We start from the raw sequence: 23,524 nt of genomic DNA, 5'->3' as shown, positions 1-23,524 counted from the left end.
AATATGAATAAACAAACCAATACATTGATTGCAACTGGTGTCGTTGCCTTACTTATCGTCTTATGTGCAATTGCTTGGTATAAATCGGGCAATAAAACACAAGCGAGCGCACATGGTGAGGTCGCCGAAGAAAAAGTAGCTGTGGCTGGAGATGAGAAAGGGCCTCACGGTGGTCGTTTATATCGAGATGGAGATTTCTCTGCTGAGGTCAAGATATTTGAGGAAGGAGTGGAACCACACCTCCGTGTTTATGGGTATTTGAAAGATAAACTACTTAAACCTGAAGACTTAACAGCAAATATCTACATCAAACGTTTGGATGCCGAGCAAAATATTCAATTTCAACCTGAGAGTGATTACTTAATTGGGAATGAAATTGTTTACGAGCCACATTCCTTTTTAATGATGATAAACGTTGATTATCAAGGGAAAAAGCATACTTGGAAATGGGATACGAAGGAAGGCCGTGTCACCATGTTGGACAGTAGTATTAAGAGCAGTGGATTAGAGCTTTTAAAAGTTGAATCAAAGATGTTTGAAAATGCTTTGGAGTTAAAAGGCGAACTGAAGTTTCCTGATAATTTTGAAAGCTTTATTACGCCTAAAGCCAGTGGGACATTGATCAAAACTTACCGTAATCTAGGTGATAAGGTGAGTCAGGGAGACTTACTTGCTGTAGTTCAAAGCCAAGATGTAATTCGTTTGAATGCCGATCGTAAAGTTGCTTTGGACAGCCTACAGTTTGCTCGTCAAAAAATGGAACAGGAACGAGCGCTATGGCAAAAGCGTGTATCACCTGAAATTGATTATATTTCAGCAAAACGAGACTTTGACGCAGCACAAACTCGTGCAAATGAGTTGAATAACTTAATCAACTCTTATGGTGGTTCTAGTAATGGTACTGTTGAAGTTCGTGCTGCAATGTCTGGAACAATATTAGAAGTCCTTGGTGCTGTTGGATCAAATGTAAGTTCTTCAACACCTATTTTTAAAATCGCAAATACTTCTCAACTTTTAGCAGTTGTTAATGTTCCCGCTGACAGGCTAAATGCTATAAATCCTAACAATAAGGTTAAAGTTAAACCTCAAAGCCCTGTGGATACAGAAGAAGCTTTAGGACGAATTAAATATATCAGTGATGTCATTGATCCAAAGACACGTACAGCACAGGTCTTTATTGAAGTACCAAACCAGTTTAAGTGGCGCTCAGGACAGTTAATCACGGCCCAAATTTTTGAAAATCAAAGTTTGAAGCCGATGGTTGTGCGTGAAGATGCTCTACAGAGCTTCCGTGATTGGGATGTTGTATTCATTCGTGTTGGCAATGATTTTGAAGCTAGGCCTCTGGAGCTTGGTGAAAAGTACAATGGGTATGTGGAAGTTAAATCTGGATTACGCGTAGGACAGGTTTATGCCGCTGGAAATTCATATCTTTTAAAAGCAGAGCTAGGGAAATCTGGCGCTACTCATGACCACTAAGGGGAGTAGCGACTATGTTTGACCAGATTGTTAAGCTCTCGATTAAGAATCGTTGGCTTGTACTTATCGTATTTTTATTTGTTGGTGCATTAGGGGTTTATAACTATTTCAAGTTACCGATTGATGCAGTCCCTGATATTACGAATGTACAAGTCCAGATTAATAGTGAAGCTCAAGGACTCTCTCCAATGGAGATGGAGTCTCAAGTGACCTATCCCATTGAAACTGCTTTGGCAGGTATTCCAAATTTAGACTATACACGCTCCGTATCTCGATATGGTCTATCTCAAGTAACGGCAATTTTCAAAGAAGGGACGGATATTTATTTTGCCCGACAATTAGTCAATGAGAAGCTACAAGGAGTGACACCAAATCTTCCCGTTGGAATTGCAACTTCTATGGGGCCTGTTTCTACAGGACTTGGCGAAATCTTCATGTATACCGTTGAAAATGCCAAGAACAATCCTAATCCACTTTCACCAACGGAATTACGCACCTTACAAGACTGGGTGATTAAACCTCAGCTTCGAAATGTAGAGGGTGTTAATGAAATCAATACCATTGGTGGTTATCTCAAACAATTTGTAGTTCAACCTGATTATGCTTATTTACGTAGCATAGGGCTGGATCAGAAGACAATTTTAGAGGCTATCTCTAAGAACAGCATGAATAAAGGCTCGGGGTATATTGAGAAAAATGGTGAACAGTATTTAATTCGTTCTGATTCTCAAATTAACTCGATTGAGCAAGTCCAGAATATCCCGATTACGACGAGCAATGGTTATATCCTCAGATTGAAAGATGTTGCCAAAATATCTATTGGTCACGAATTACGTACAGGTGCTGCAACTAAAGATGGGCAAGAAATTGTACTGGGTACAGCATTCATGCTTATTGGTGAGAACTCACGAAATGTTGCTCACGCTGTTGATCAAAAGCTACAACAGGTTCAAAAATCATTACCAGAAGGTGTGGAAGCAAAAGCTGTCTATAACCGTACAACTTTGGTTGATGCAACGATACAGACGGTGAAAAAGAATCTTTTAGAAGGTGCGATTCTGGTAATCGTTGTTCTGTTTGTATTTCTTGGTCACTTCCGTGCTGCGCTGATTACCGCTTTGGTCATTCCTTTATCCATGCTGATGACAATCACAGGTATGGTGAACCAGAAAATTAGTGCAAACCTTATGAGTCTTGGGGCACTAGATTTCGGGATTATTGTAGATGGTGCTGTTGTAATTGTTGAGGCCTCCTTAGCAAAGTTGGCAATTAAACAAAAAGAGCTTGGGCGAGTTTTAACAAGGCAAGAACGCTTTACGACTGTGTTTGAGGCGACTAAAGAATCCCGCAAAGCGATTCTCTATGGTCAATTGATCATTATCTTGGTGTATCTACCTGTAATGACTCTGACTGGTGTTGAAGGAAAGATGTTTACACCAATGGCTGCAACAGTGGTTATGGCTTTAGTGGCAGCAATGATTCTTTCAATTACGTTTGTCCCTGCAATGGTGGCATTGGTCACTACTGGTGAAATTAAAGAAGAAGAGTCAAAAATCGTCCATGGCATCAAAAGATTTTATAACCCAATTCTAGATTGGTCTTTAAATCACAGATATTTGCTAATCGCTTTTGTCTCTATTTTCTTTGTTTTTAGTGCAAGTCTTTCGACTCGTTTAGGCTCAGAGTTTATACCTTCCTTGGATGAGGGAGATGTAGCACTACATGCCTTGCGTATCCCTGGTACGTCGTTGACTCAAGCAATTGAAATGCAATACACGTTAGAAAAAGAGATTAAGAAAATTCCAGAAGTTCAGACTATTTTTGCCAAAGTGGGGACTGCTGAAATTGCGACTGATCCTGTTCCACCTAACGTAGCAGATAACTTTGTCATGCTGAAACCTCGTAGTCAGTGGCCTAATCCTGATAAGGAAAAGTCTGCGGTTGTTGCTGAAATTGAACGCGTATCTAAAGGCGTATATGGAAACAATTATGAGTTTACACAGCCGATTCAAATGCGTTTTAACGAACTTATTTCAGGTGTCCGAACAGATGTTGCCGTAAAAATTTATGGTGATGATTTAGAGCAGTTGCTTGAATCAGCAAACGCTGCCGCTAAGATTTTAGAGGGAGTCAAAGGTACTGCTGATCTTAAAGTCGAACAGATGTCTGGTTTACCCATGGTTTCTGTTGAGCTGAAAAAAGACATGATTGCCAACTATGGGCTTGATGCAGAGGATGTACAAAAACAGGTTTCTAGCCTAATCACAGGTGAGACAGTAGGTAAGGTGTTTGAAGGAGATCGAAAGTTCGACATTGTGGTACGTATGGATCAAAACTCGGTAACAGATCTAGAAAAGCTGTATCAGATTCCTGTGAGCTTAGCTGATGGTTCGAGTGTTCTTTTATCAGAATTGATCGAGTTAAAAAACGTTCAAGGACCAAACCAGATTTCTCGCGAAAATGGTAAACGGCGTATCGTCATTACAGCAAATGTTCGTGGAACTGATATTGGTAGTTACATTTCAGAAGCACAATCTAAGCTGAATGCTGATTTTAAATTACCAGATGGTTATTGGCTGACTTGGGGCGGTACGTTTGAGCAAATGGAATCTGCTTCAAATCGTCTTATGGTTGTAGTACCGATTGCTTTAATTCTGATCTTTGCCATGATCTATATGGCTTTAGGTAATGTTAGAAACAGTATCTTGGTATTCACAGGTGTGCCATTTGCACTAACAGGTGGTGTGATTGCTTTAGCACTACGTGATATTCCATTCTCAATTTCTGCGGCTGTGGGTTTCATTGCCTTATCGGGTGTTGCTGTGCTGAATGGTTTGGTTCTTGTTTCAGCCATTCAGCGACTTAGAGTTCAAGGTGAAAGTGTCATTGATGCAGTGAAACATGGTGCAATGGAAAGACTCCGTCCCGTGTTGATTACAGCTTTAGTCGCTTCATTAGGTTTTATTCCGATGGCCTTAAACGTAGGCATTGGCTCTGAAGTTCAGCGCCCAATTGCAACTGTTGTTATTGGTGGGATTATTTCATCAACCTTACTGACTTTGATTATTTTGCCAACCTTATATGTGTGGTTTAACCAAGGTAGGTCAAGAAAATCAAACGAAGCTGCTAAACAGGTTGTTTAGGGGCATCTTTAATGACAAATATATTGCGAGATAAACAAAACAAATTTGTGATGATGTTGCTAGTCTGCATGATCAGTCTCGCTTTATGTTTGCACTTTAAAGAGCATGTAACTGAAAATGAATTTCAGAGACACGTTTCAATTGATGCAATTAACTCTCACCATCATGAGATAAGCCAACAACATTCACATAGTCACCAAGATAATTACTATGAACATTTTGTTGGCTATGACGTACTTAAATCGGCCGCTTTAGCTCATCTCTTAAAAGGGATTTCGATTTTAGATTGGTCAAAAGAATATGTTTATCTGATGGTGAGTCGTATTTTTAAACCGCCCAAAAAGTTAATGGATTTTCAATTCATTTTAAATTTTGGAGTTTGATATACATGCAAATTATTGCTTCACACATTGTGAAATTAAGTGCTTACATAAAGCTATTACTTGCTTTATTCATTACATTGGTAAGCCCTACACTTTTTGCTCATGGAGTAGCGGAAGGTGATAAGGGCTATATTCAAGAAATTTATGGCATTCATGTGATTCCATTCATCTATTTGGGTGCGAAGCATATGGTCACTGGATATGACCATTTACTATTTCTTGTTGGCATTATCTTCTTCTTATACCGAATGAAAGATATCGGCTTGTACGTCAGCCTATTTGCACTTGGGCATTCGATTACGATGCTGGTGGGTGTTTATTACAATATCTCGATAAACGCCTACATCATTGATGCAATCATTGGTTTTTCGATTGTTTATAAGGCTCTAGATAACTTGGGGGCTTATCAGCGTTGGTTTGGTTTTCAACCAAACACGAAAATCGCGACTTTAATTTTTGGTCTGATTCATGGTTTTGGACTCGCAGTAAAAATTCAGGAATATGAAGTTCCGAGTGATGGACTGTTGGCAAATTTAATCTCATTCAATATTGGGGTTGAATTAGGCCAGTTTATGGCTCTGTGCATCATCTTGTTATTAATGACGTTTTGGAGAAAGACACCTTATTTCTTTAAAACAGCTTATCAAAGCAATGTCTTCCTCATGTTCCTCGGTTTTTTACTTGTTGGCTATCAACTTACTGGCTTCATTACTCAATAAGGATCTAAATTATGTATAACGCTGAAATTCCAAAAGATATCGAATTACCTTCATCAAAAAAGTTAATTAAATCAACAGCAATTGCTGCCGTAAGTGCCGTTATTGTGCTAGTTACCTGTGTCATGCCTGCGGAGTATGCAATTGATCCGACAGGTATGGGTAAAGTGCTTGGTTTAACGAAAATGGGAGAAATCAAACAATCACTAACTGAAGAGTCAGAAAATGGTATCAATGCTGCACAGGCAGTGAATAGTGTTGAACAAATATCAGTAGAAACTTCGACTCAAACGGCAACTGATAATGCTCAAATGATTATGCCTGCTATTAATAAAGAGAGCATTAGTATTGAGCTTAAACCGGGCCAAGCAACCGAAGTGAAACTGACGATGCCACAAAGTGCAAGTGTCAACTTTGACTGGAAAGCTGTTGGAGGTGGTCTTAATTATGATACCCATGGTGATCCAGTGAACGCTCCTAAAGGGTTCTATCATGGCTATGGAAAAGGAAAGAATGAAACAACTCAGCAGGGTGTCTTAAAGGCAGCTTTTGATGGCAAGCATGGTTGGTTCTGGCGTAACCGTACGGAAAATCCAGTGACTGTAACTCTACTTGTAGAAGGGCAGTTTAGTGAAATGAAGAAAGTCTTTTAAGTTTTGATCAATCTCCTTGGAATAATATTCCAAGGAGATTCAATTGCTAAAGAAGTCAGGTTCTAAAAGGAATCCATAAGATGCTAGAAGTACTAAAAAACACAACATATCGGCATTTGTTTTTGGCCCAAGTAATAGCGCTAATCGGAACGGGGTTAATCACAATCGCCCTAGCTTTACAGGCGTACGATATTGCAAAGGGGGAAGCAGCCCAAGTTCTTGGTATTGCATTGGCAATTAAGATGATTGCTTATATCGGTGTAGCGCCTATAGCATCTGCATTTGCTGAGCGATTACCAAGAAAAAAAGTATTGGTTGGGCTAGATGTTATTCGAGCATTAACAGCATTGTGTCTACCGTTTGTGACACAAATTTGGCAAATTTATATTCTCATTTTTATTTTGCAATCTGCTTCTGCTGCATTTACACCAACATTTCAGGCAATGATTCCAGATGTTTTACCTGAAGAAAAAGACTATACCAATGCGCTATCATTATCACGATTGGCCTATGATTTAGAAAATATTATTAGTCCGATGCTCGCGGCATTTTTATTAACTTTGATGAGTTATCACAACTTATTTTTGGGAACGGTATTAGGTTTTATCGGTTCTGCTTTGTTTGTGGTAAGTGCGAAATTACCAGTTGCCAAAGTACCTGCGTTTAGAGGTGTTTATAGCCGTATTAAGCAGGGAGCTAAAATTTATTTTAATACGCCTAGACTTAAAGCATTGCTTGCTCTCAATTTAGCAATTGCGTCAGCAAGCGCTGTAGTGATTGTAAATACCGTGGTATTGGTTCAATCGACATTTAAGCTAACTGAAAATGCGACTACTTGGGCTTTTGGTTTATTTGGATTTGGTTCAATGCTTTCGGCTTTCATTTTGCCTAAGATATTGGATAAGTTCCCAGATCGATCAGTGATGTTGACGGGAACAACAATTCTTGTAATTGGGCTGTTAAGTGGTTATTTCATTACATCTTATAATGGTTTGCTTGTACTTTGGTTTGTGCTTGGTATTGGATATTCTGTTTCACAAACACCTACAGGCCGTTTGATTCGAAAATCTGCATCGAGTGAGAGTAGGACCTCTCTATTCGCAGCGCAATTTGCGTTTTCACATGCTTGCTGGTTAGTGACTTATCCCTTGGTTGGATGGCTCACTACTAACATAGGAACATTACAAACTTTTATACCGATGGCAGTGATTGCAACGATTTCTTTATTACTTGCAATGCGTTTGTGGCCATCACAGGATGAGGCTCTTTTACCCCACAGTCATGATGATTTACCTCCAGATCATGAGCATTTGCAGCAGCATCGAATCAATGGAGTACACGTCCATGAATATATTATTGATGACTATCATGAAAAGTGGCCTAAATAACTCTTTTTCGACTAATGACTTAGAAAGATTCCGTTTGTTTGTTGTACAATTATAAGCTTATTTTATTGTTCAATAAAAAAAGGGGAACAACATGAAAAAACTAATCTTGGTATGTTTAATGGGGCTTGCGGTAACAAATGCTTTTGCTCATTCAGGTGGTACTGATTCTTCAGGCTGCCACACGAATAGCAAGACAGGGGATCGTCACTGCCATTAATAATAAAAATGAGTAGAACATTTTGTTCTACTCATTTTGAATAACGATCTAATAATAATAAGTACTGTTTCATTTCTTCTTCATCAAAATTTTGATCCCCTTTCAATACATGTTCTCTTAAATGTTGTTCAAGAAGTTGCTGCATTAACCCATTAACAGCACCTTTAATTGCTGCAACTTGTTGTAATACTTCAAGACAAGAGCTTTCAGGTGTTAATAATGACTTTTCAACAGAAGTAACCTGTCCTTGAATCCGCTTGATGCGATTAAGTATTTTTTTATCTTGATGCAAATGAGACATGATTTTTCCTAAAAAAAATATATACTGGGGGGAGTATCTTGGAAAGATAAAATTTATGCAACTTCATAGTAACTTAGATCGTCGTCATTCTCATCAATTCGATGAAGGAAATCCTTTAGCACAAAAGAAAATACTGATTGCGACAATTCTTACAGCAATCATGATGGTACTAGAGATATTGGGGGGATGGATTTTTAATTCGATGGCCTTACTCGCAGATGGCTGGCATATGAGTTCACATATGGTTGCTCTCGGCTTAGCTTATTTCGCATATCGAATGGCCCGACATTATGCTCATGATCAGCGATTTAGTTTTGGTACTTGGAAAATTGAGATTCTAGCAGGGTACAGTAGTGCTATTTTACTTATGGTTGTAGCACTTTTAATGGGTATTCAATCTATCGATCGATTAATGAATCCCGTGAATATTCATTACAATGAGGCAATACCAATTGCAATTGTTGGTTTATTGGTAAACTTGGTTTGTGCATGGTTATTACATGACGGAGGCCACCACCATCACCACGAGCATGATCATCACCATGAACACGACCACCACCACGATCATCATGACTTAAATCAAAAGGCGGCGTTTCTGCATGTAGTAGCTGATGCGGTTACTTCTGTATTGGCAATTGTTGCATTGTTTGCGGGGAAATATTTTGGTTGGAGTTTCTTAGATGCACTATTAGGTGTAGTTGGAGCTATTCTTGTCGCTAAATGGTCATGGGGATTATTAAATGAGACAGGAAAGACACTACTCGATGCAGAAATGTCTCACCCTGTGGTTGATGAAATCAAAGAGGTTATAGAGGAATTTCCTCAAGTTAATATTACTGATTTACATGTTTGGAAAGTTGGTAGAGGCAAGTTTTCTTGCATCTTGGCTTTAGAGAGTACAGGTGTAGATTTAACACCAGATGTAGTGAAACAGGCACTCTCTATCCATGAAGAAATTGTGCATGCAAGTGTTGAAATACATTTTATTTGAATTATTGAATGGTTAGAGGTGGATCAGGAAATTTGAACAACACTTATAAGTGATATTTTGCTCCCCAAATGATGTTATAAACATCAATATATGGAGTATTTTATGGCACGTAGACCAAGAAGAAATCATTCAAATGATTTTAAAGCTAAGGTAGCACTTGCTGCGATTAAAGCAGAAAAAACACTTGCTGAATTGAGTGCTGAATTTGATGTTCATCAAAACCAAATTATCGACTGGAAAAATCAACTGATTTCAGCTTCCTCGCAAGCTTTCGATCAATCAAAAGCTCCAACAGAACCACCCATCGATCTAAAAAAACTACATGCAAAAATCGGTGAGCAGGCATTAGAAATTGATTTTTTAGAAGGTGTGTTGAAGAAACTGGGCCGCTTCAACCACAAAAGTTAATCGATGACTCACTTCAGATTTCAGTATCTAAGCAAGCTCAGCTGCTGAAAGTCTCCCGTGGTTGTTATTACTATCGCCCAAAACCTGTGAGTGCATCAGATCTGAAGCTGATGCGGTGTATGGATGAGTTACATATGCAATACCCTTTTGCAGGTAGCCGTATGATGCGTGATTTGTTGAATCGTCAAGGACATCATATAGGACGACGTCATACACGTACTTTAATGAAGAAAATGGGCATTAATGCGTTATATTGCAAACCAAATTTAAGCCAGGCTAATCAAGCTCACCGCAAATATCCATATCTGCTCAAAGGATTGGCTATTCAGCGCAGTAATCAAGTGTGGTCTACGGATATAACGTATATCCCTATGGCAAAAGGCTTTGTTTATTTATGTGCTGTGATTGATTGGCATAGCCGCAAGGTACTTGCGCATAGAGTATCGATTAGTATGGAGGTTACATTTTGCATAGAAACATTAAATGAAGCTATTGAAAAATATGGTCGACCTGAAATATTTAATACAGACCAAGGCAGTCAGTTTACCAGTGATGCATTTATTGATGTATTGAAATCAAATGACATCCAAATCAGCATGGATGGTAAAGGTCGATGGGTTGATAATGTGATGGTTGAACGATTATGGCGGAGCGTTAAATATGAAGAGGTGTATCTCAAAGCCTACAGCAATGTTTTGGATGCGAAGAAGCAATTAAACGCATATTTTGAATTTTATAATTTGAAACGACCTCATTCGAGTCTGGACAAAATGACTCCAGATGAGTTTTACTATGACCAGCTACCACAACAAAATAAGGTAGCTTAACTAGAGCAGAGTATCACTTATAAATAAGCTTTTAGTTGTTCAAACATGTGGGACCACCTCTTATTTAAAAAAAGGAAAGAAGATGAAAATTAAGTTTTTAACAGTTTCATTGATGCTTATTCTGCCATTTTCTGTTTTTGCAGCAAATACTGTAGTAGAAAAAGCGGTCATTGAATCAAATAATACATATAAGGCGAAGTATAACTTAGAGGATATGACTGAGTTTAATCAGGCTCAAAAGGGCTTTATTGCCAAGCCAACAGGTCAAATTAAAAGTGAGAAAGGCAATGTTATCTGGGATTTTGATGCATTTAGTTTTTTACAAGATCAAGCACCAAATACCGTTAATCCCACTCTATGGCGACAAGCAAAATTAAACAACAATGTTGGGCTATTTAAAGTAACAGATCGAGTTTGGCAAATTCGTGGTTTTGATTTGGCAAATATGACCATCATTCAGGGTGATACTGGCTGGATTATTGTGGATACATTAACCTCTAAAGAAACGGCTGAAGCAGCACTTAAATTTGCTAGACAGCATTTAGGTGAGCAAAAAATTTCAGCCATTATCTTTACCCATAGCCATATCGATCATTTTGGTGGTGCATTAGGCGTTCTTTCTAGCGAAGAAATTAACGCTAGAAAAACTCCAATTATTGCGCCAAAAGGCTTTATGGAAGAAGCGACCAGTGAAAATGTGATGGCAGGTTCAGCCATGATACGTCGTGCGACTTATATGTATGGAACTTTTCTACCTAAAAATGCGGAAGGATTGGTGGATACAGGTTTAGGTAAGGCTGTTGCTGTGGGAAAAATGGGCATCCTTGAGCCTACACAACTGATCACTCAACCAGAACAGAAAATGACGGTTGATGGCTTGGATTTTGTGTTTTATAACGTGCCGGGTTCAGAAGCACCAGCAGAATTAACGTTCTCTATCCCATCATTGAAACTTTATAACGGCGCAGAAATTCTATCTCATACCATGCATAATCTTTATACCCTTCGGGGTGCTAAAGTCCGTGATGCCTTAAAATGGGTGGGCTATCTAGACCAAGCAATGCAGCATGCCAAAGCATCCGATGTATTGATTGCACAGCATCATTGGCCTGTCTGGGGCAATGACAATATTCAAGATTTTATTAAAACCCAGCGAGATGTTTATAAGTTCACGCATGATCAGACGGTGAGATATATGAACTCTGGTTTTAATGGCGCTGAAATTGCCGAAAAAATTAAGCTTCCAGCGGCACTTGATCAAAAACTATATGCTCATGGCTATTATGGAACCCTAAAACATAATGTAAAAGCAGTATACCAATATTATATGGGATGGTTCGATGCCCATCCTTCCAATTTAGATCCATTACCCCCTAAAGCTGTTGCAAAAAAATATATTGAGTTAGCAGGTGGGGAGAACAATGCATTGAAAAATGCGCGGGATGCCTACGCTCAAGCTGACTATAGATGGGCTGCCGAGATTTTAAAACATATTGTGTTGAATAACCCTCAAAACCAACAAGCAAAAGACTTATTGGCGAATACTTATCGTCAATTGGGCTATGCTGCTGAGGCTTCAACTTGGCGTAATTTCTTTTTGGTGGGCGCTCAAGAGCTACAAAATAATGTACCCCTACAAAATACTTCTGATCCGAGTGATTTATTGATTCATACACCAACTGAAAGATTTCTTGAAGCTATGGCGACAAATTTAGATGTGGAAAATTTAAAAAATGAAAACCAGTGTATCAATCTGGTTTTGTCGGATACCAAAGAGCATTTTTCATTATGGGTTGAAAACTCAGTCATGCAGTTTAAGCGTTATGATGAAAGTAAAGATTTGGCATTGGATTGCCCTACATTAACCTTAACCAAGCCCTTATATCTAAAAATGATTACAGGTCAAATAGAAGGGGTAAAAGTCCTGCTTTCTAAAGACAGTAAAGTCAAAGGTAATCCACTGAAAATTGGAAAATTCTTTGCAATGTTTAAACGTCCAGATTCAATTTTCCCGATTGTGACTCGACCAAATGGCTAAGCTCAAATAAGTAAAGTCGAAACTTAAATTAATAGATCCAAAGAAATGGGTGAAATTATCAACTTGGTTCTCCCAATCTTATAACAGGAATACAAGAAATTATTTCTTGTATTCCTCTTTAAAATTAAAAGTAAGCTATATGTATTTTAACTCTATTGATACTTTATTAAATGGTTTTTGAATTTTTATACTTTATTTTCGATGGAGATATTTTTATTAGTAGCTTGTTTAAAAAAGATTTGTTTATTTTTCTATTAATTGCTTCTAAATAATAACTTCAATATTTTTGTGGTTAAAAGGCAAGGGGGTATTATGATGTGTTTTTTATTGAAAATAAGCTTTTATATTAGGTTAACTTGATTGCACTATTTGATGATTATATTGAGTAAATATATAGGTCATGATGATCATATCAATATCCGATAGTTTAAGAGCTCAATATTTGTTTTGCCAAGCTTATATTTTAGAGGTGGATCAGGAAATTTGAACAACACTTATAAGTGATATTTTGCTCCCCAAATGATGTTATAAACATCAATATATGGAGTATTTTATGGCACGTAGACCAAGAAGAAATCATTCAAATGATTTTAAAGCTAAGGTAGCACTTGCTGCGATTAAAGCAGAAAAAACACTTGCTGAATTGAGTGCTGAATTTGATGTTCATCAAAACCAAATTATCGACTGGAAAAATCAACTGATTTCAGCTTCCTCGCAAGCTTTCGATCAATCAAAAGCTCCAACAGAACCACCCATCGATCTAAAAAAACTACATGCAAAAATCGGTGAGCAGGCATTAGAAATTGATTTTTTAGAAGGTGTGTTGAAGAAACTGGGCCGCTTCAACCACAAAAGTTAATCGATGACTCACTTCAGATTTCAGTATCTAAGCAAGCTCAGCTGCTGAAAGTCTCCCGTGGTTGTTATTACTATCGCCCAAAACCTGTGAGTGCATCAGATCTGAAGCTGATGCGGTGTATGGATGAGTTACATATGCAATACCCTTTTGCAGGTAGCCGTATGATGCGTGATTTGTTGAATCGTCAAGGACATCATATAGGACGACGTCATACACGTACTTTAATGAAGAAAATGGGCATTAATGCGTTATATTGCAAACCAAATTTAAGCCAGGCTAATCAAGCTCACCGCAAATATCCATATCTGCTCAAAGGATTGGCTATTCAGCGCAGTAATCAAGTGTGGTCTACGGATATAACGTATATCCCTATGGCAAAAGGCTTTGTTTATTTATGTGCTGTGATTGATTGGCATAGCCGCAAGGTACTTGCGCATAGAGTATCGATTAGTATGGAGGTTACATTTTGCATAGAAACATTAAATGAAGCTATTGAAAAATATGGTCGACCTGAAATATTTAATACAGACCAAGGCAGTCAGTTTACCAGTGATGCATTTATTGATGTATTGAAATCAAATGGCATTCAAATCAGTATGGATGGTAAAGGTCGATGGGTTGATAATGTGATGGTTGAACGATTATGGCGGAGCGTTAAATATGAAGAGGTGTATCTCAAAGCCTACAGCAATGTTTTGGATGCGAAGAAGCAATTAAACGCATATTTTGAATTTTATAATTTGAAACGACCTCATTCGAGTCTGGACAAAATGACTCCAGATGAGTTTTACTATGACCAGCTACCACAACAAAATAAGGTAGCTTAACTAGAGCAGAGTATCACTTATAAATAAGCTTTTAGTTGTTCAAACATGTGGGACCACCTCTGTTTTAGTTGGACAAATAAGTCCAACTAAAACATTTTTATATAGTTATAAGTGATTAGCCGCTTATCCCGAAAAAGTGAAGAATAATTCCTATAGCGCAGCAACCAGCTAAAGTAGTCATCATTCCAAGTTTGAAACGGAATAAAGCAAGCATAGCTATGATTGATAACATTAGTGACCATGGGTTAATGCTGGATAAAACTGGAACTTGTAAAACCATTCCATATTTATGAATTACATTAACTTCAGCAAATAATGTATGTAATGCAAACCACACTGATAGATTAAGGATCACTCCAACAACAGCTGCTGTAATTGTCGAAAGTATGGCATTTAAAGCCTTATTATTTCTTAATGCTTCAATATATGGAGCACCAATAAAAATGAATAGAAAAGAGGGTACAAATGTTACCCATTTCGCTAATATACCTCCAAGAGTACCAGCCAAGGCAGGATTCAATGATCCTGGGTCTCGATACGCTGCCATAAAGCCTACAAACTGAACTACACTAATCAGGGGGCCAGGGGTGGTTTCAGCCATACCAAGTCCGATCAGCATTTCACTAGGTTTAAGCCAATGGAAGTTTTCGACGGCTTGCTGTGCAACATAAGATAAAATTGCATAAGCACCACCAAACGTAAGTACGGACATTTTGCTGAAGAATAGAGCGATATGCGTATAAACATTATCTTTGCCCATTAAAGTAATAAAAGCTATAAGTGGGCCGAGCCATAAGACCAAACCAATGAGAGTAATTTTTAGAGCTCTTGTATGGGAAGGTTGTACATGCTCTGGGATCTGCTTAGCAAAAGCAGCATCAATAGCTGCTAATGAAGCATTAGAGCTATTAGCGTCAGAATGAGATGAGGAGGCGTTAAATGCTTTACTTCCACTTTTATTTCCGATGTAACCGATAAGCGCAGCAACTAAAATAATAAATGGAAAAGGCAAAGCAAAGATAAAGATGCCGATAAATGACAAGATAGCGACAATGACCATCACCTTGTTTTTTAAGGCTCGACGACCTACACGCATGACAGCTTCAAGAACTACTGCAAGTACGGCTGCTTTTAATCCAAAGAATAATGCTTGAACAATACTAATCTGACCATAACTTGCATAAATCCAGCTTAGTATTCCTAATGCAAGTAGACCCGGTAAAATAAAGAGAGTACCCGCAACGAGTCCGCCACGTGTTCGGTGTAATAACCAACCTATGTATACAGCCAACTTATGTGCTTCAGGACCAGGAACAAGTGTACAGTAATTTAAGGCATGTAAAAAACGCGTTTCACTAATCCATTGTTTCTCTTCAACTAAAATTTTATGCATTACTGCGATTTGCCCCGCAGGTCCACCAAAGCTAAGCGCAGCTACTTTAAGCCATACCCAAAAAGCTTCACGAAATGAAACACCATGAAGTTCATGTGGGGGAATGCTTTCAGCTAAAGCAGTGGAATCTTCATTTGTATTCATTGCTATTTCACCTAAATTTTTGAAATTTAAAAAGTATTTGATGCGTTTAATCATTCAGTACAGAGCTATTTTTATTAAAGCTAGACAATAGGCCATTAAAGATTGCATTTGATGCGACTAATAATTGGTCATCATCTGTAATGTTTTCATGTATTCCTGCAAAGACGGTTTCTATGCCTGAAGCTTCGGGTGGCTCAATCCCGCCAATATCAAGATAGTGGACAATCTCTGCAATTTTTTTCAAAGCAGGTGTTTCTAAATTAAAACTATGTAAAAGAACTTCGAAGGTAACCCAGTGATTGATATGACTGAAAGCTGCACCATCAAAATCGAATCCTAAAGCTTCTTCTGGACATTCACTTGGTGTTTCTAACCAAATAAATGTAGGAGTTGAATCAATAAAAGTCTTGATTAGCCATGCAGAGGCTAGACGATCAATCCAAGGTCTCTTACGAGTTGCCCATATTTTGTTTTGATAACTATTTTTATCTAGAAGTTGAATATGTGCTTGTATTGCTTGAGGCTCATTCACTTCACCAAGTCGAGCTATTGAAAGCTCTAAAGCAGAAAGTTCATTTAGTACCTGTGCTTGAGTCTCATCGGGGTAATAGTCAATTTCTACGAGTGCATCGATACTTTTTCTTAATTTACGGATTTGCTTGAGCAGCTCTTTCTTTTCATCTTTAGATTGACGATCTCTTAACTCAGAGAGTTGTTTATAGAGGACATCGTATTCTTCTTTTCGACTGAAGAAAGGAGCTAATTCAAGGTTTAAAGGCTGCTCCGCATGGAATACATACGCAGAGCCTTGCTCTGAAATAACGTCACTTGCAATAGGATCAAATTTCTCGCTATGAGAAATGGGAAGTAAATACACACCATCTCTAAGGATTGCGGCTCCACTTGCTTTAAGAGAACGCCATACTCTCATACGTGTAGATGTGTTCTGTGTAGGCAAAGAGGATATGAGTAAAGATATTTTCATGTTGTATACTCAACTTATTTGTTAAATATATAACATTAATTTGGCTTGGATACAAATATGAAGAATCGATTTCTTATATCAAAAGAAATATTAAAGGGCGGAAATGGCTAAAGAAGAATTTTTTAAGTTTTTGATTTTATATAAATTATTTGGTTTTATTGTTTCAATATACATCAATATTTGTGAATTCAGTATTACTCATCACAAAAAAAATTGTTTTAGTTATAATTAAATTATTGATTGTAAAGTGTCTAAATTGTAGGGTGTTCAAAAGTTGACTGAGAATTAGGTTATTTGTAAATCTCAGTCAAAATTTTAATTCTTAGAAGGCGCTTATCGATTTAAGATAACATCAGCTAATTGATGGGCAATTTCCTCAATACTATTTACAGAAGTATTTAAGGCGACTTTATCGGCTAAATTCGGACTATAATCTAAAACGTCATTTTTAGTAATTTTGTGCCAAATCGGTAAAATCATTTTATGGCCATTCATTTCTCGAGCTACTAAGCCATCAAGTTCATAGTTGGTCCAGTCTTTCTTAATAAAGTCAGTTGAAAGAACAACGGTACCGTATTTAGAGTTTCGGAGACCACTATCAATTTTTTGACGTAAACTGTCCCCAACTTTTAACGTGAATTCATCGTACCAAACGTTTACTCCAAGTTGCTGTAATGTCTCTGCAAGCGGTCTGACAAAATCTTCTTTATCTTCTGAAGCGTGTGAAATAAACAAATCATATTCTGGTTCCGTCTCAGGTATTGTATTGTTGTAAGATGATATTGAAACATCAGTAATATATTGGGTAGAAGCTTTAATAGCATCAATTTCACGTTTCAGCTTCTTTTGATGTTCAATTTCGTCTTTCTGCTGTTTTTTAGTCAGGACCTCTAATTTTTTTCTTTCCAGTATTTCTTCTTTTATAAGGTTCTGCTTTTCTTTCAGCAGCTTATTATCAATATCAATCTTTTTCTTTTGTAAGTCTGAAAGTTTTGATTGTATACGAGCGTTTTCTTGTTCTTTCCTACTAATTTCTGATAACTTTGTTTTTAATGTAGAGGGGCTAGTTGTCTTCCCGATAGAATTTTGAATTTGTAAAATTTTAGAAATTATATCAGCTCCCTTTTTCTGCTCTAAGCTCATTCGATGAGTAATATCTGCTAACTCCTTATTTAACCTTGTTATGGTACTGCTTATAGTTTGTATTGACATGTTGGCTCTATGATAAATATAAAGGGTAAGATTATTATTTGGTTAGGCGAAATACAAGGTTTATGTGTTACATCACTCTGTAAGCGTAGAGCAGTGCTCTGCCCAATCTGCCATTAATTCTTTACGTTTATCTAGTTAATCTCCACGCAAGTAAGAAGCTTCAACTTTATCTGGTAGTTTGTGCGCTAATACATGTTCACAGACTTCACGCGCATAATTAGTTTTTTCCGCAGACCAGTCACGAAAAGTAGACCGAAAGCCATGTGTGGTAATTATACGATTCTGTTTTGGATCAATATAGCCTAAGCCATTTTTTAGTTCTTGTTCATGCATACGCTTGATTAGTGTAGTCAATGGCATGTCGGAAAGCATTTCACCACTACGTGGGGCGGGGAATATAAAATCTTCTAATTGAATATATTCTCGAATGAACTCTTAATTGAGGTAAAATTACATGAACTGTCTTAGAATGGGTAGTTTAAGATGATTTGTAATTTACAATCATTAGCTTACTAAGCAAGAATAGTGTCAGGTGAATGAAATATAAACAAATGATTGGTTGAAATTTTATTGTAGTAAAAATAACAGTAAAAAACTAAAATTAAATTATTTTTTGTATGTTTATCAGTGGTTTGGTTGTTTAATTTGACTAACACCGCTTCCGCCAAATATCTAAATAAGCCCTTGTTTTTACAAGGGCTTATTTTTTGTCTGTGGTTTCACCCCACAACCTACCCCTCATCAAATTTTGGATTGGATTGGTTTCTTTTAGCCGTATTTAGAAGATTAAGGAATGTAGTTTAAAAAACTGTATCTAAATCTAACTATATTCTTATTCAAACATTTCTTAATTATAAATATTTTCACTCCCCATTTATTTAGCTTGCTTGACGCTCTACATTGCGCAGATTATCCCTAGCCTGCTGACCTACATCGTCAGTCGGTTTTGACAGACCGTTATCATCTAGCACATCAAAAAAGTAATTTTTTGGTGGCGAACTCGTTCGTCCCCCTTCGTTGCGGTAGGGCGAGGGAGGGACGCCTTGTACGTGCTGATTCTTGTGTGTCAGTCTGTCAACCCTTTCTCGTTCTGCCACCATCAATTGACAGTGATTCTGGTAGAACTCTTTCACACAAGGAGTACGCCATGCGCTTACATCAAGACCGTCTTTTACATTTCTCTTTTTTCATGTTTGTGCCGTTGGGTGATTAGACCTGATGCCGTGTATTTTGTGCATAGCTGTGTCCATGACTTTCTAAGAATAAAACTTTTTCAAGTACATATTACCGATATGAAGATGAATCTCTCATGCTGTTTTGAGGGGCGTAGATTTGTGTGCTTTATCGTCTATAACACTTCAAAAAACATAGATATTCATTCCAACATTTATGACATGGGGAACACTGTGTCTGATTAAGACCAAGACCAGTGATGCCTATAAAAAGAGAAAATGATGATGTTTAAAACTTTCCTAAAAACGACCCTGATTTCATCACTACTTGCAGGCGCATCATTGGCGCAGGCAGGCTGGTTTGCACAAGCCAGTGAATCCTACCTTGTTCAAGCACGTCATACAGGCGGTGGGGTTTATCAATGTCTTTATAAAACCAATCCTGGCAATCGTGGTTGGCGTAATTTCACGGTGAACTTTCAAGGTGGTTGTCCACGCTTTGTTCACTTTAATGCGCAGAATGGTCAAGTCACTGTGCCCAACTAAATGAGGGGAACATTCAAATGACCCAAAAAACCATATTGGGCTTGGCGGCAATCTTAGCCCTGACCTTGATCAGCATCGCAGGCTTCTACTTCTTTAGCCCTAAATACGCAACTGAAAAAACGGTTCCAGCCAACACTTCTGAGGTCAGCTCTGCACAACTTTTAGAATCCGCCGGTTCAGAAGCAGTATCCACTGAGATTGCAGCAGCAGAAGTGGATGGGATCGATGTCAAAGAATTGACCACGGGAAGAAAAAGTCTAAGTCCATCAGATCATGAACCTGAATTGCTGAGTTTTGAGTTTGATCAAAACCTTAAGGCGGTGGATACCTTACTGTCGATGCTGCCCTATGATCAACTGCCTGAATTTGAGCAGGACAATATAGACAAGTATCAACGCTATATCTTTGCCAAAGCCGCAAAAGATACAGGCAAATCAGTGCAAGACTTTAGCTTGCAAGAACATGGCGCACTGGAGTCGGAGCAAGCGGGTAATCGCTACTACGTTTATAAATTTGATAACGGCACAGACTGTGAAATCCATTTGGCCAGCATTGATTTAAATACAGGCGATTATGGCGTGAGCTATAACTACTGCTAAGGATGAACTAGATGAAGCAACTTTTAAAACCCTTACTCATCGCAGTGACTACAACGACAGGCATCATGTTGAGTGGCTGTAATGCAGGTCTTGATCCAAACACGTTTACGGTCGAACTCGATGTAATTGATACCAGTAACTGGTATGCCCAAAATCAATCCGCTACGGTATTGACCATCCGTTCCAATATTGCAGAGCCTATCGATGTCAGCCATGTTTCTGTCAATCATGGACAATGCCGTTATGAAGGCTATCGTCGATCATTGGAATATCCGCAGCATTTTAAGATGGGGCAACGTTTAAGACTGAAATTAACAGACTGTAGCTACAGTAATGTGGTGCAGGTTGATGTCGAAACAGATAAAGGCACTGCAAGCTATAACTTTCAATAGCGACTCTCCTCGCCAAAGTGAAATTTAAATCAAACCGTGTCCTCAATGGGCACGGTTTTTTTATGCCCTCAATTCAGCTTTTCGTACCCAATTCATTTAACAAGGAATATTCAATGTCCTTAATTCAATGCCCCTATTGTCAATCCACCTATGTCAGACAGACTGATTCAAGTCATGCAAACGCCAACTATTTCGAACAACTGCAACGCTGTATTTCACCGACACAGATGGCGCTGTTCGGCATGCAGCTTGCCAAAAAGGCAGGATTCCCGCCTTTTACAGGCGCAGCCATCGGTGTTGTGGTGGGTGGTGTATTGGTTATTGTCAGTCAGTACTGCTATGAAAAATATTACAGCAATGCCGAGCAGTATCTCTGTTTGGATTGCCAACAAACGTTTGCATGGGTGCCGTAATCGCATCTCTGACTTTACACGGTTACATCTTTGAATAGATGGATTGTTTAAACCCTTACAGCGCATTTCTGCATTTTCACATCTTTCACTTTTATTTAAGGAATAATCAAAATGGCACATCAACTTGAACAAATGGCGTATGTCGGACAAACCCCGTGGCATGGTCTGGGCAATCAACTTAGCCAAAACCAACCGATTGAAGTCTGGGCCAAGCAAGCAGGTATGGATTGGCGCATTGAATCATCCAATGTCAGTTACATGGCTCAAAACTCACGTGGACAAAGCATCATCATGCCGTATGAAGAACAACGGGTACTGTACCGTTCAGATACTCATGCCCCTTTATCGGTGGTGAGTCAGCGTTATCAGGAAGTCCAACCGATGGAAATTCTGGAGTTCTACCGTGATCTAACCGAGCAATCCGGCTTTGAACTGGAAACCGCAGGTGTACTTAAAGGTGGGAAAAAGTTCTGGGCCTTGGCACGCACAGGCCAAACAGCAGAATTGGAAGGTGGGGATGTCAGCAATGGCTATATCCTGCTGGCAACAGCATGTGATGGCACCTTAGCCACAACCGCACAATTCACCAATATCCGTGTGGTGTGCAATAACACCTTAGCGATTGCCTTACGAGGGCAGAGTTCCAATGCAGGCGTGGTCAAAGTACCGCACAGTACTAAGTTTGATGCCGACAAAGTCAAAGATCAACTCGGTATTTCAGTGAAAACATGGTACGACCACATGTATGAAATGAAACAACTTACCCAACGTAAAGTCACCCAGAAGGAAGCAGCAGCTTATTTTGATGCGGTATTTAACAACAATAGCCTAAGTGCGATGGAACAGGAGGATAACATTATTCAGTACTACCGTAATGTCGCGTCTCAAGCCAATCCACAACCCAATAAAACTGAACCGAATGGACGTGCCATGACCAAAGTCATGAATATGTTTAATGGGCAGGGACGTCGGGCAGACTTATCTTCAGCCAAAGACACCGCCTATGGACTGCTTTGTGCAATCACCGAATTTGTAGATCATGAACGTCGCGCGATGAGTACCGATCACCGCCTTGACTCTGCTTGGTTTGGTGCAGGCGCAGCATTGAAACAACGTGGATTGGAACAAGCTTTACACTTAGCTGTTTAAGCTTGATTTAATCTTGAGATTTTATCATCAGGGCATGTGATCAGCACGATCAAGTGTCCTCCTAATCAACGATCCCTCTTTGCCACATCTTCGGATGTGGCTTTTTTTATGCCGTTTTAAAATCAATGATAGAAGGATAAACCCATGAATCAGATTATAAACCCAACAGTAACGTCTCAATCTCAGTATTTACCAACTATAGCCAATGACAAGCCTAAACAAAGTCAATCAGGTTCAAAACGCAGCTTAAATGCCAAACGTCTGATCAACACCAAACAACTGGACTATCAGGCATGGCTGGAAGTGCGTAAACAGGGAATAGGCAGCAGTGATGCCGCAGCTGCCTGTGGCTTGAATCCTTATATGTCGATGCTAGAACTGTGGATGATTAAAACAGGACGGGTACAGCAAAATATTGAAGATGAAAGCTCAGGACATGCACCTTTATATTGGGGCAAACAGTTGGAACCCTTGGTCGCAGAATACTACAGCATGCACACCAACAATAAAGTCCGTCGGGTCAATGCTGTACTGCAGCATCCTGATCCTGACAAAGCCTTTATGTTGGCAAACTTGGATTATGCCGTGGTGGGCAATGAAGAAGTACAAATACTGGAATGCAAAACTGCAGGGGAATATGGTGCCAAACTGTGGAAGGAAGGCGTACCTCTGTATGTACTGTGTCAAGTACAACATCAACTGGCGGTGACAGGCAAGCAAGCGGCACATATTTGTGTGTTGCTGTGTGGGCAGGAAACCAAAATCTACAAAGTCAGTCGTAATGAAGCTCTGATTGAACAGATCATTCAGGCAGAACGGCTGTTTTGGGAATGTGTAGAAAATGATGTTCCACCAGCAGTGGATGCCAGTGAATCGGCAGCCAAAGCTTTACAACAGCTCTATCCTGAACATACCCCACTGAGCTGTGTTGATCTAACGGAGGTGGAACTTGCCAATGAACTGTTTGATCAGCTGATACAGGAGAAACAGCAGATTGAACAGCACCAAAGCCAATTTGACCTACTTAAACACCGTGTTCAGGCACTGATGCAGGAACATGAACGTGCCGTATTTCAGCAAGGCTCGGTGACTTGGAAAAAGAGCAAGGACAGTATCAGCCTAGACATCAAGTCCTTACTTCAGCACCAACCTGAACTCATCCAACAGTACCCACTGCAGAAAGCAGGCAGTCGTCGTTTCAACATTTATCACGATTAGCTCAAAGTTTAGAGTTAATCACTCAGCAAGAAGAAATCTGAAATCCCGTGCAGCCCTGCATGGGATTTTTT

General features: G+C 38.8%; 21 protein-coding genes and 1 pseudogene. 17 read left to right on the top strand and 5 right to left on the bottom strand.

Translation table 11 applies throughout. The annotated features are described in order from the left end of the window. Window positions 1-3: 3 nt before the first annotated feature. From H7R46_RS12710 to H7R46_RS12680, 7 genes are all read left to right on the top strand, one after another. Window positions 4-1,479 carry an efflux RND transporter periplasmic adaptor subunit gene (locus H7R46_RS12710; RefSeq protein WP_001041870.1) on the top strand — a complete coding sequence of 492 codons (1,476 nt, stop codon included), beginning with the start codon at window positions 4-6 and terminating at the stop codon, window positions 1,477-1,479. A 14-nt stretch (window positions 1,480-1,493) separates the two neighbouring features. Beyond that, window positions 1,494-4,622 carry an efflux RND transporter permease subunit gene (locus tag H7R46_RS12705; protein WP_000460236.1) on the top strand — a complete coding sequence of 1,043 codons (3,129 nt, stop codon included), beginning with the start codon at window positions 1,494-1,496 and terminating at the stop codon, window positions 4,620-4,622. An 11-nt stretch (window positions 4,623-4,633) separates the two neighbouring features. Further along, on the top strand, window positions 4,634-5,005 hold the full coding sequence (locus H7R46_RS12700; RefSeq protein ID WP_000181823.1) for a hypothetical protein: 372 nt from the start codon (window positions 4,634-4,636) through the stop codon (window positions 5,003-5,005). Window positions 5,006-5,010: 5 nt separating this feature from the next. Then, window positions 5,011-5,724, top strand: a complete 714-nt coding sequence (locus H7R46_RS12695) for a HupE/UreJ family protein (protein ID WP_001165581.1) — start codon at window positions 5,011-5,013, stop codon at window positions 5,722-5,724. An 11-nt stretch (window positions 5,725-5,735) separates the two neighbouring features. Next, window positions 5,736-6,374 (top strand): hypothetical protein, encoded by a 639-nt coding sequence (locus tag H7R46_RS12690; RefSeq protein WP_000282061.1) that lies wholly within the window; start codon window positions 5,736-5,738, stop codon window positions 6,372-6,374. 80 nt (window positions 6,375-6,454) lie between these two features. After that, complete coding sequence (locus H7R46_RS12685) at window positions 6,455-7,762, top strand: MFS transporter (RefSeq protein ID WP_000895211.1); 1,308 nt, start codon at window positions 6,455-6,457, stop codon at window positions 7,760-7,762. A gap of 91 nt (window positions 7,763-7,853) precedes the next feature. Beyond that, on the top strand, window positions 7,854-7,979 hold the full coding sequence (locus H7R46_RS12680) for a YHYH domain-containing protein (protein WP_000733641.1): 126 nt from the start codon (window positions 7,854-7,856) through the stop codon (window positions 7,977-7,979). A gap of 31 nt (window positions 7,980-8,010) precedes the next feature. On the opposite strand, the gene H7R46_RS12675 is transcribed toward H7R46_RS12680, so the two are convergent. Continuing rightward, a complete protein-coding gene (locus H7R46_RS12675; protein ID WP_000018740.1) occupies window positions 8,011-8,280 on the bottom strand; it encodes a metal/formaldehyde-sensitive transcriptional repressor in 270 nt (89 codons plus the stop codon). A 55-nt stretch (window positions 8,281-8,335) separates the two neighbouring features. Here H7R46_RS12675 and dmeF point away from each other — a divergent pair, with 55 nt between their 5' ends. From dmeF to H7R46_RS12655, 4 genes are all read left to right on the top strand, one after another. Continuing rightward, complete coding sequence (gene dmeF, locus H7R46_RS12670; protein WP_001175951.1) at window positions 8,336-9,271, top strand: CDF family Co(II)/Ni(II) efflux transporter DmeF; 936 nt, start codon at window positions 8,336-8,338, stop codon at window positions 9,269-9,271. 90 nt (window positions 9,272-9,361) lie between these two features. Continuing rightward, a protein-coding gene (locus tag H7R46_RS12665) for an IS3 family transposase (protein WP_085944219.1) occupies window positions 9,362-10,506 on the top strand; the annotation gives its coding sequence in 2 pieces (ribosomal slippage) (window positions 9,362-9,626 and window positions 9,626-10,506; 1,146 coding nt in all). An 82-nt stretch (window positions 10,507-10,588) separates the two neighbouring features. Further along, a complete protein-coding gene (locus tag H7R46_RS12660; protein ID WP_000693745.1) occupies window positions 10,589-12,544 on the top strand; it encodes an alkyl/aryl-sulfatase in 1,956 nt (651 codons plus the stop codon). A 553-nt stretch (window positions 12,545-13,097) separates the two neighbouring features. Next, window positions 13,098-14,230, top strand: a protein-coding gene (locus H7R46_RS12655) for an IS3 family transposase (RefSeq protein WP_223235881.1) whose coding sequence is annotated in 2 segments (ribosomal slippage) — window positions 13,098-13,350 and window positions 13,350-14,230 — 1,134 coding nt in all. Because the reading frame shifts where the segments join, the coding sequence is not laid out codon by codon here. 115 nt (window positions 14,231-14,345) lie between these two features. On the opposite strand, the gene chrA is transcribed toward H7R46_RS12655, so the two are convergent. The 4 genes and pseudogenes from chrA to H7R46_RS12635 all read right to left on the bottom strand — a co-directional run. Next, complete coding sequence (chrA, locus tag H7R46_RS12650) at window positions 14,346-15,767, bottom strand: chromate efflux transporter (RefSeq protein ID WP_002040866.1); 1,422 nt, start codon at window positions 15,765-15,767, stop codon at window positions 14,346-14,348. Between the two features lie 46 nt (window positions 15,768-15,813). Continuing rightward, window positions 15,814-16,752, bottom strand: a complete 939-nt coding sequence (locus H7R46_RS12645) for a chromate resistance protein ChrB domain-containing protein (RefSeq protein WP_002065076.1) — start codon at window positions 16,750-16,752, stop codon at window positions 15,814-15,816. A gap of 333 nt (window positions 16,753-17,085) precedes the next feature. Continuing rightward, on the bottom strand, window positions 17,086-17,964 hold the full coding sequence (locus H7R46_RS12640) for a TIR domain-containing protein (RefSeq protein ID WP_000027438.1): 879 nt from the start codon (window positions 17,962-17,964) through the stop codon (window positions 17,086-17,088). Window positions 17,965-18,036: 72 nt separating this feature from the next. Then, window positions 18,037-18,378: pseudogene (locus H7R46_RS12635) on the bottom strand (tyrosine-type recombinase/integrase); the annotation flags it as partial. A 1,043-nt stretch (window positions 18,379-19,421) separates the two neighbouring features. On the opposite strand from H7R46_RS12635, the gene H7R46_RS12630 reads away from it, so the two are divergent. From H7R46_RS12630 to H7R46_RS12605, 6 genes are all read left to right on the top strand, one after another. Then, window positions 19,422-19,682 (top strand): hypothetical protein, encoded by a 261-nt coding sequence (locus H7R46_RS12630; protein ID WP_002058491.1) that lies wholly within the window; start codon window positions 19,422-19,424, stop codon window positions 19,680-19,682. 17 nt (window positions 19,683-19,699) lie between these two features. Beyond that, a complete protein-coding gene (locus H7R46_RS12625; protein WP_058972171.1) occupies window positions 19,700-20,281 on the top strand; it encodes a hypothetical protein in 582 nt (193 codons plus the stop codon). Between the two features lie 11 nt (window positions 20,282-20,292). Continuing rightward, window positions 20,293-20,673: a hypothetical protein gene (locus H7R46_RS12620; protein WP_058972172.1), complete on the top strand. Its 381-nt coding sequence runs from the start codon at window positions 20,293-20,295 to the stop codon at window positions 20,671-20,673. 113 nt (window positions 20,674-20,786) lie between these two features. Then, entirely contained in the window at window positions 20,787-21,086 is a 300-nt protein-coding gene (locus tag H7R46_RS12615) for a hypothetical protein (protein ID WP_058972173.1), read from the top strand. Window positions 21,087-21,197: 111 nt separating this feature from the next. Then, complete coding sequence (locus H7R46_RS12610) at window positions 21,198-22,235, top strand: DUF932 domain-containing protein (protein WP_182924214.1); 1,038 nt, start codon at window positions 21,198-21,200, stop codon at window positions 22,233-22,235. Between the two features lie 144 nt (window positions 22,236-22,379). Then, a complete protein-coding gene (locus H7R46_RS12605; protein ID WP_086260878.1) occupies window positions 22,380-23,453 on the top strand; it encodes a YqaJ viral recombinase family protein in 1,074 nt (357 codons plus the stop codon). Window positions 23,454-23,524 lie beyond the last annotated feature (71 nt).

Origin of the sequence: Acinetobacter sp. BEC1-S18-ESBL-01 (genome assembly GCF_014169935.1) — a bacterium.
GTDB lineage: Bacteria > Pseudomonadota > Gammaproteobacteria > Pseudomonadales > Moraxellaceae > Acinetobacter > Acinetobacter pittii.
Note: the sequence above shows the minus strand (reverse complement) of the source record. Positions and strands in the feature narration are given on the sequence as shown.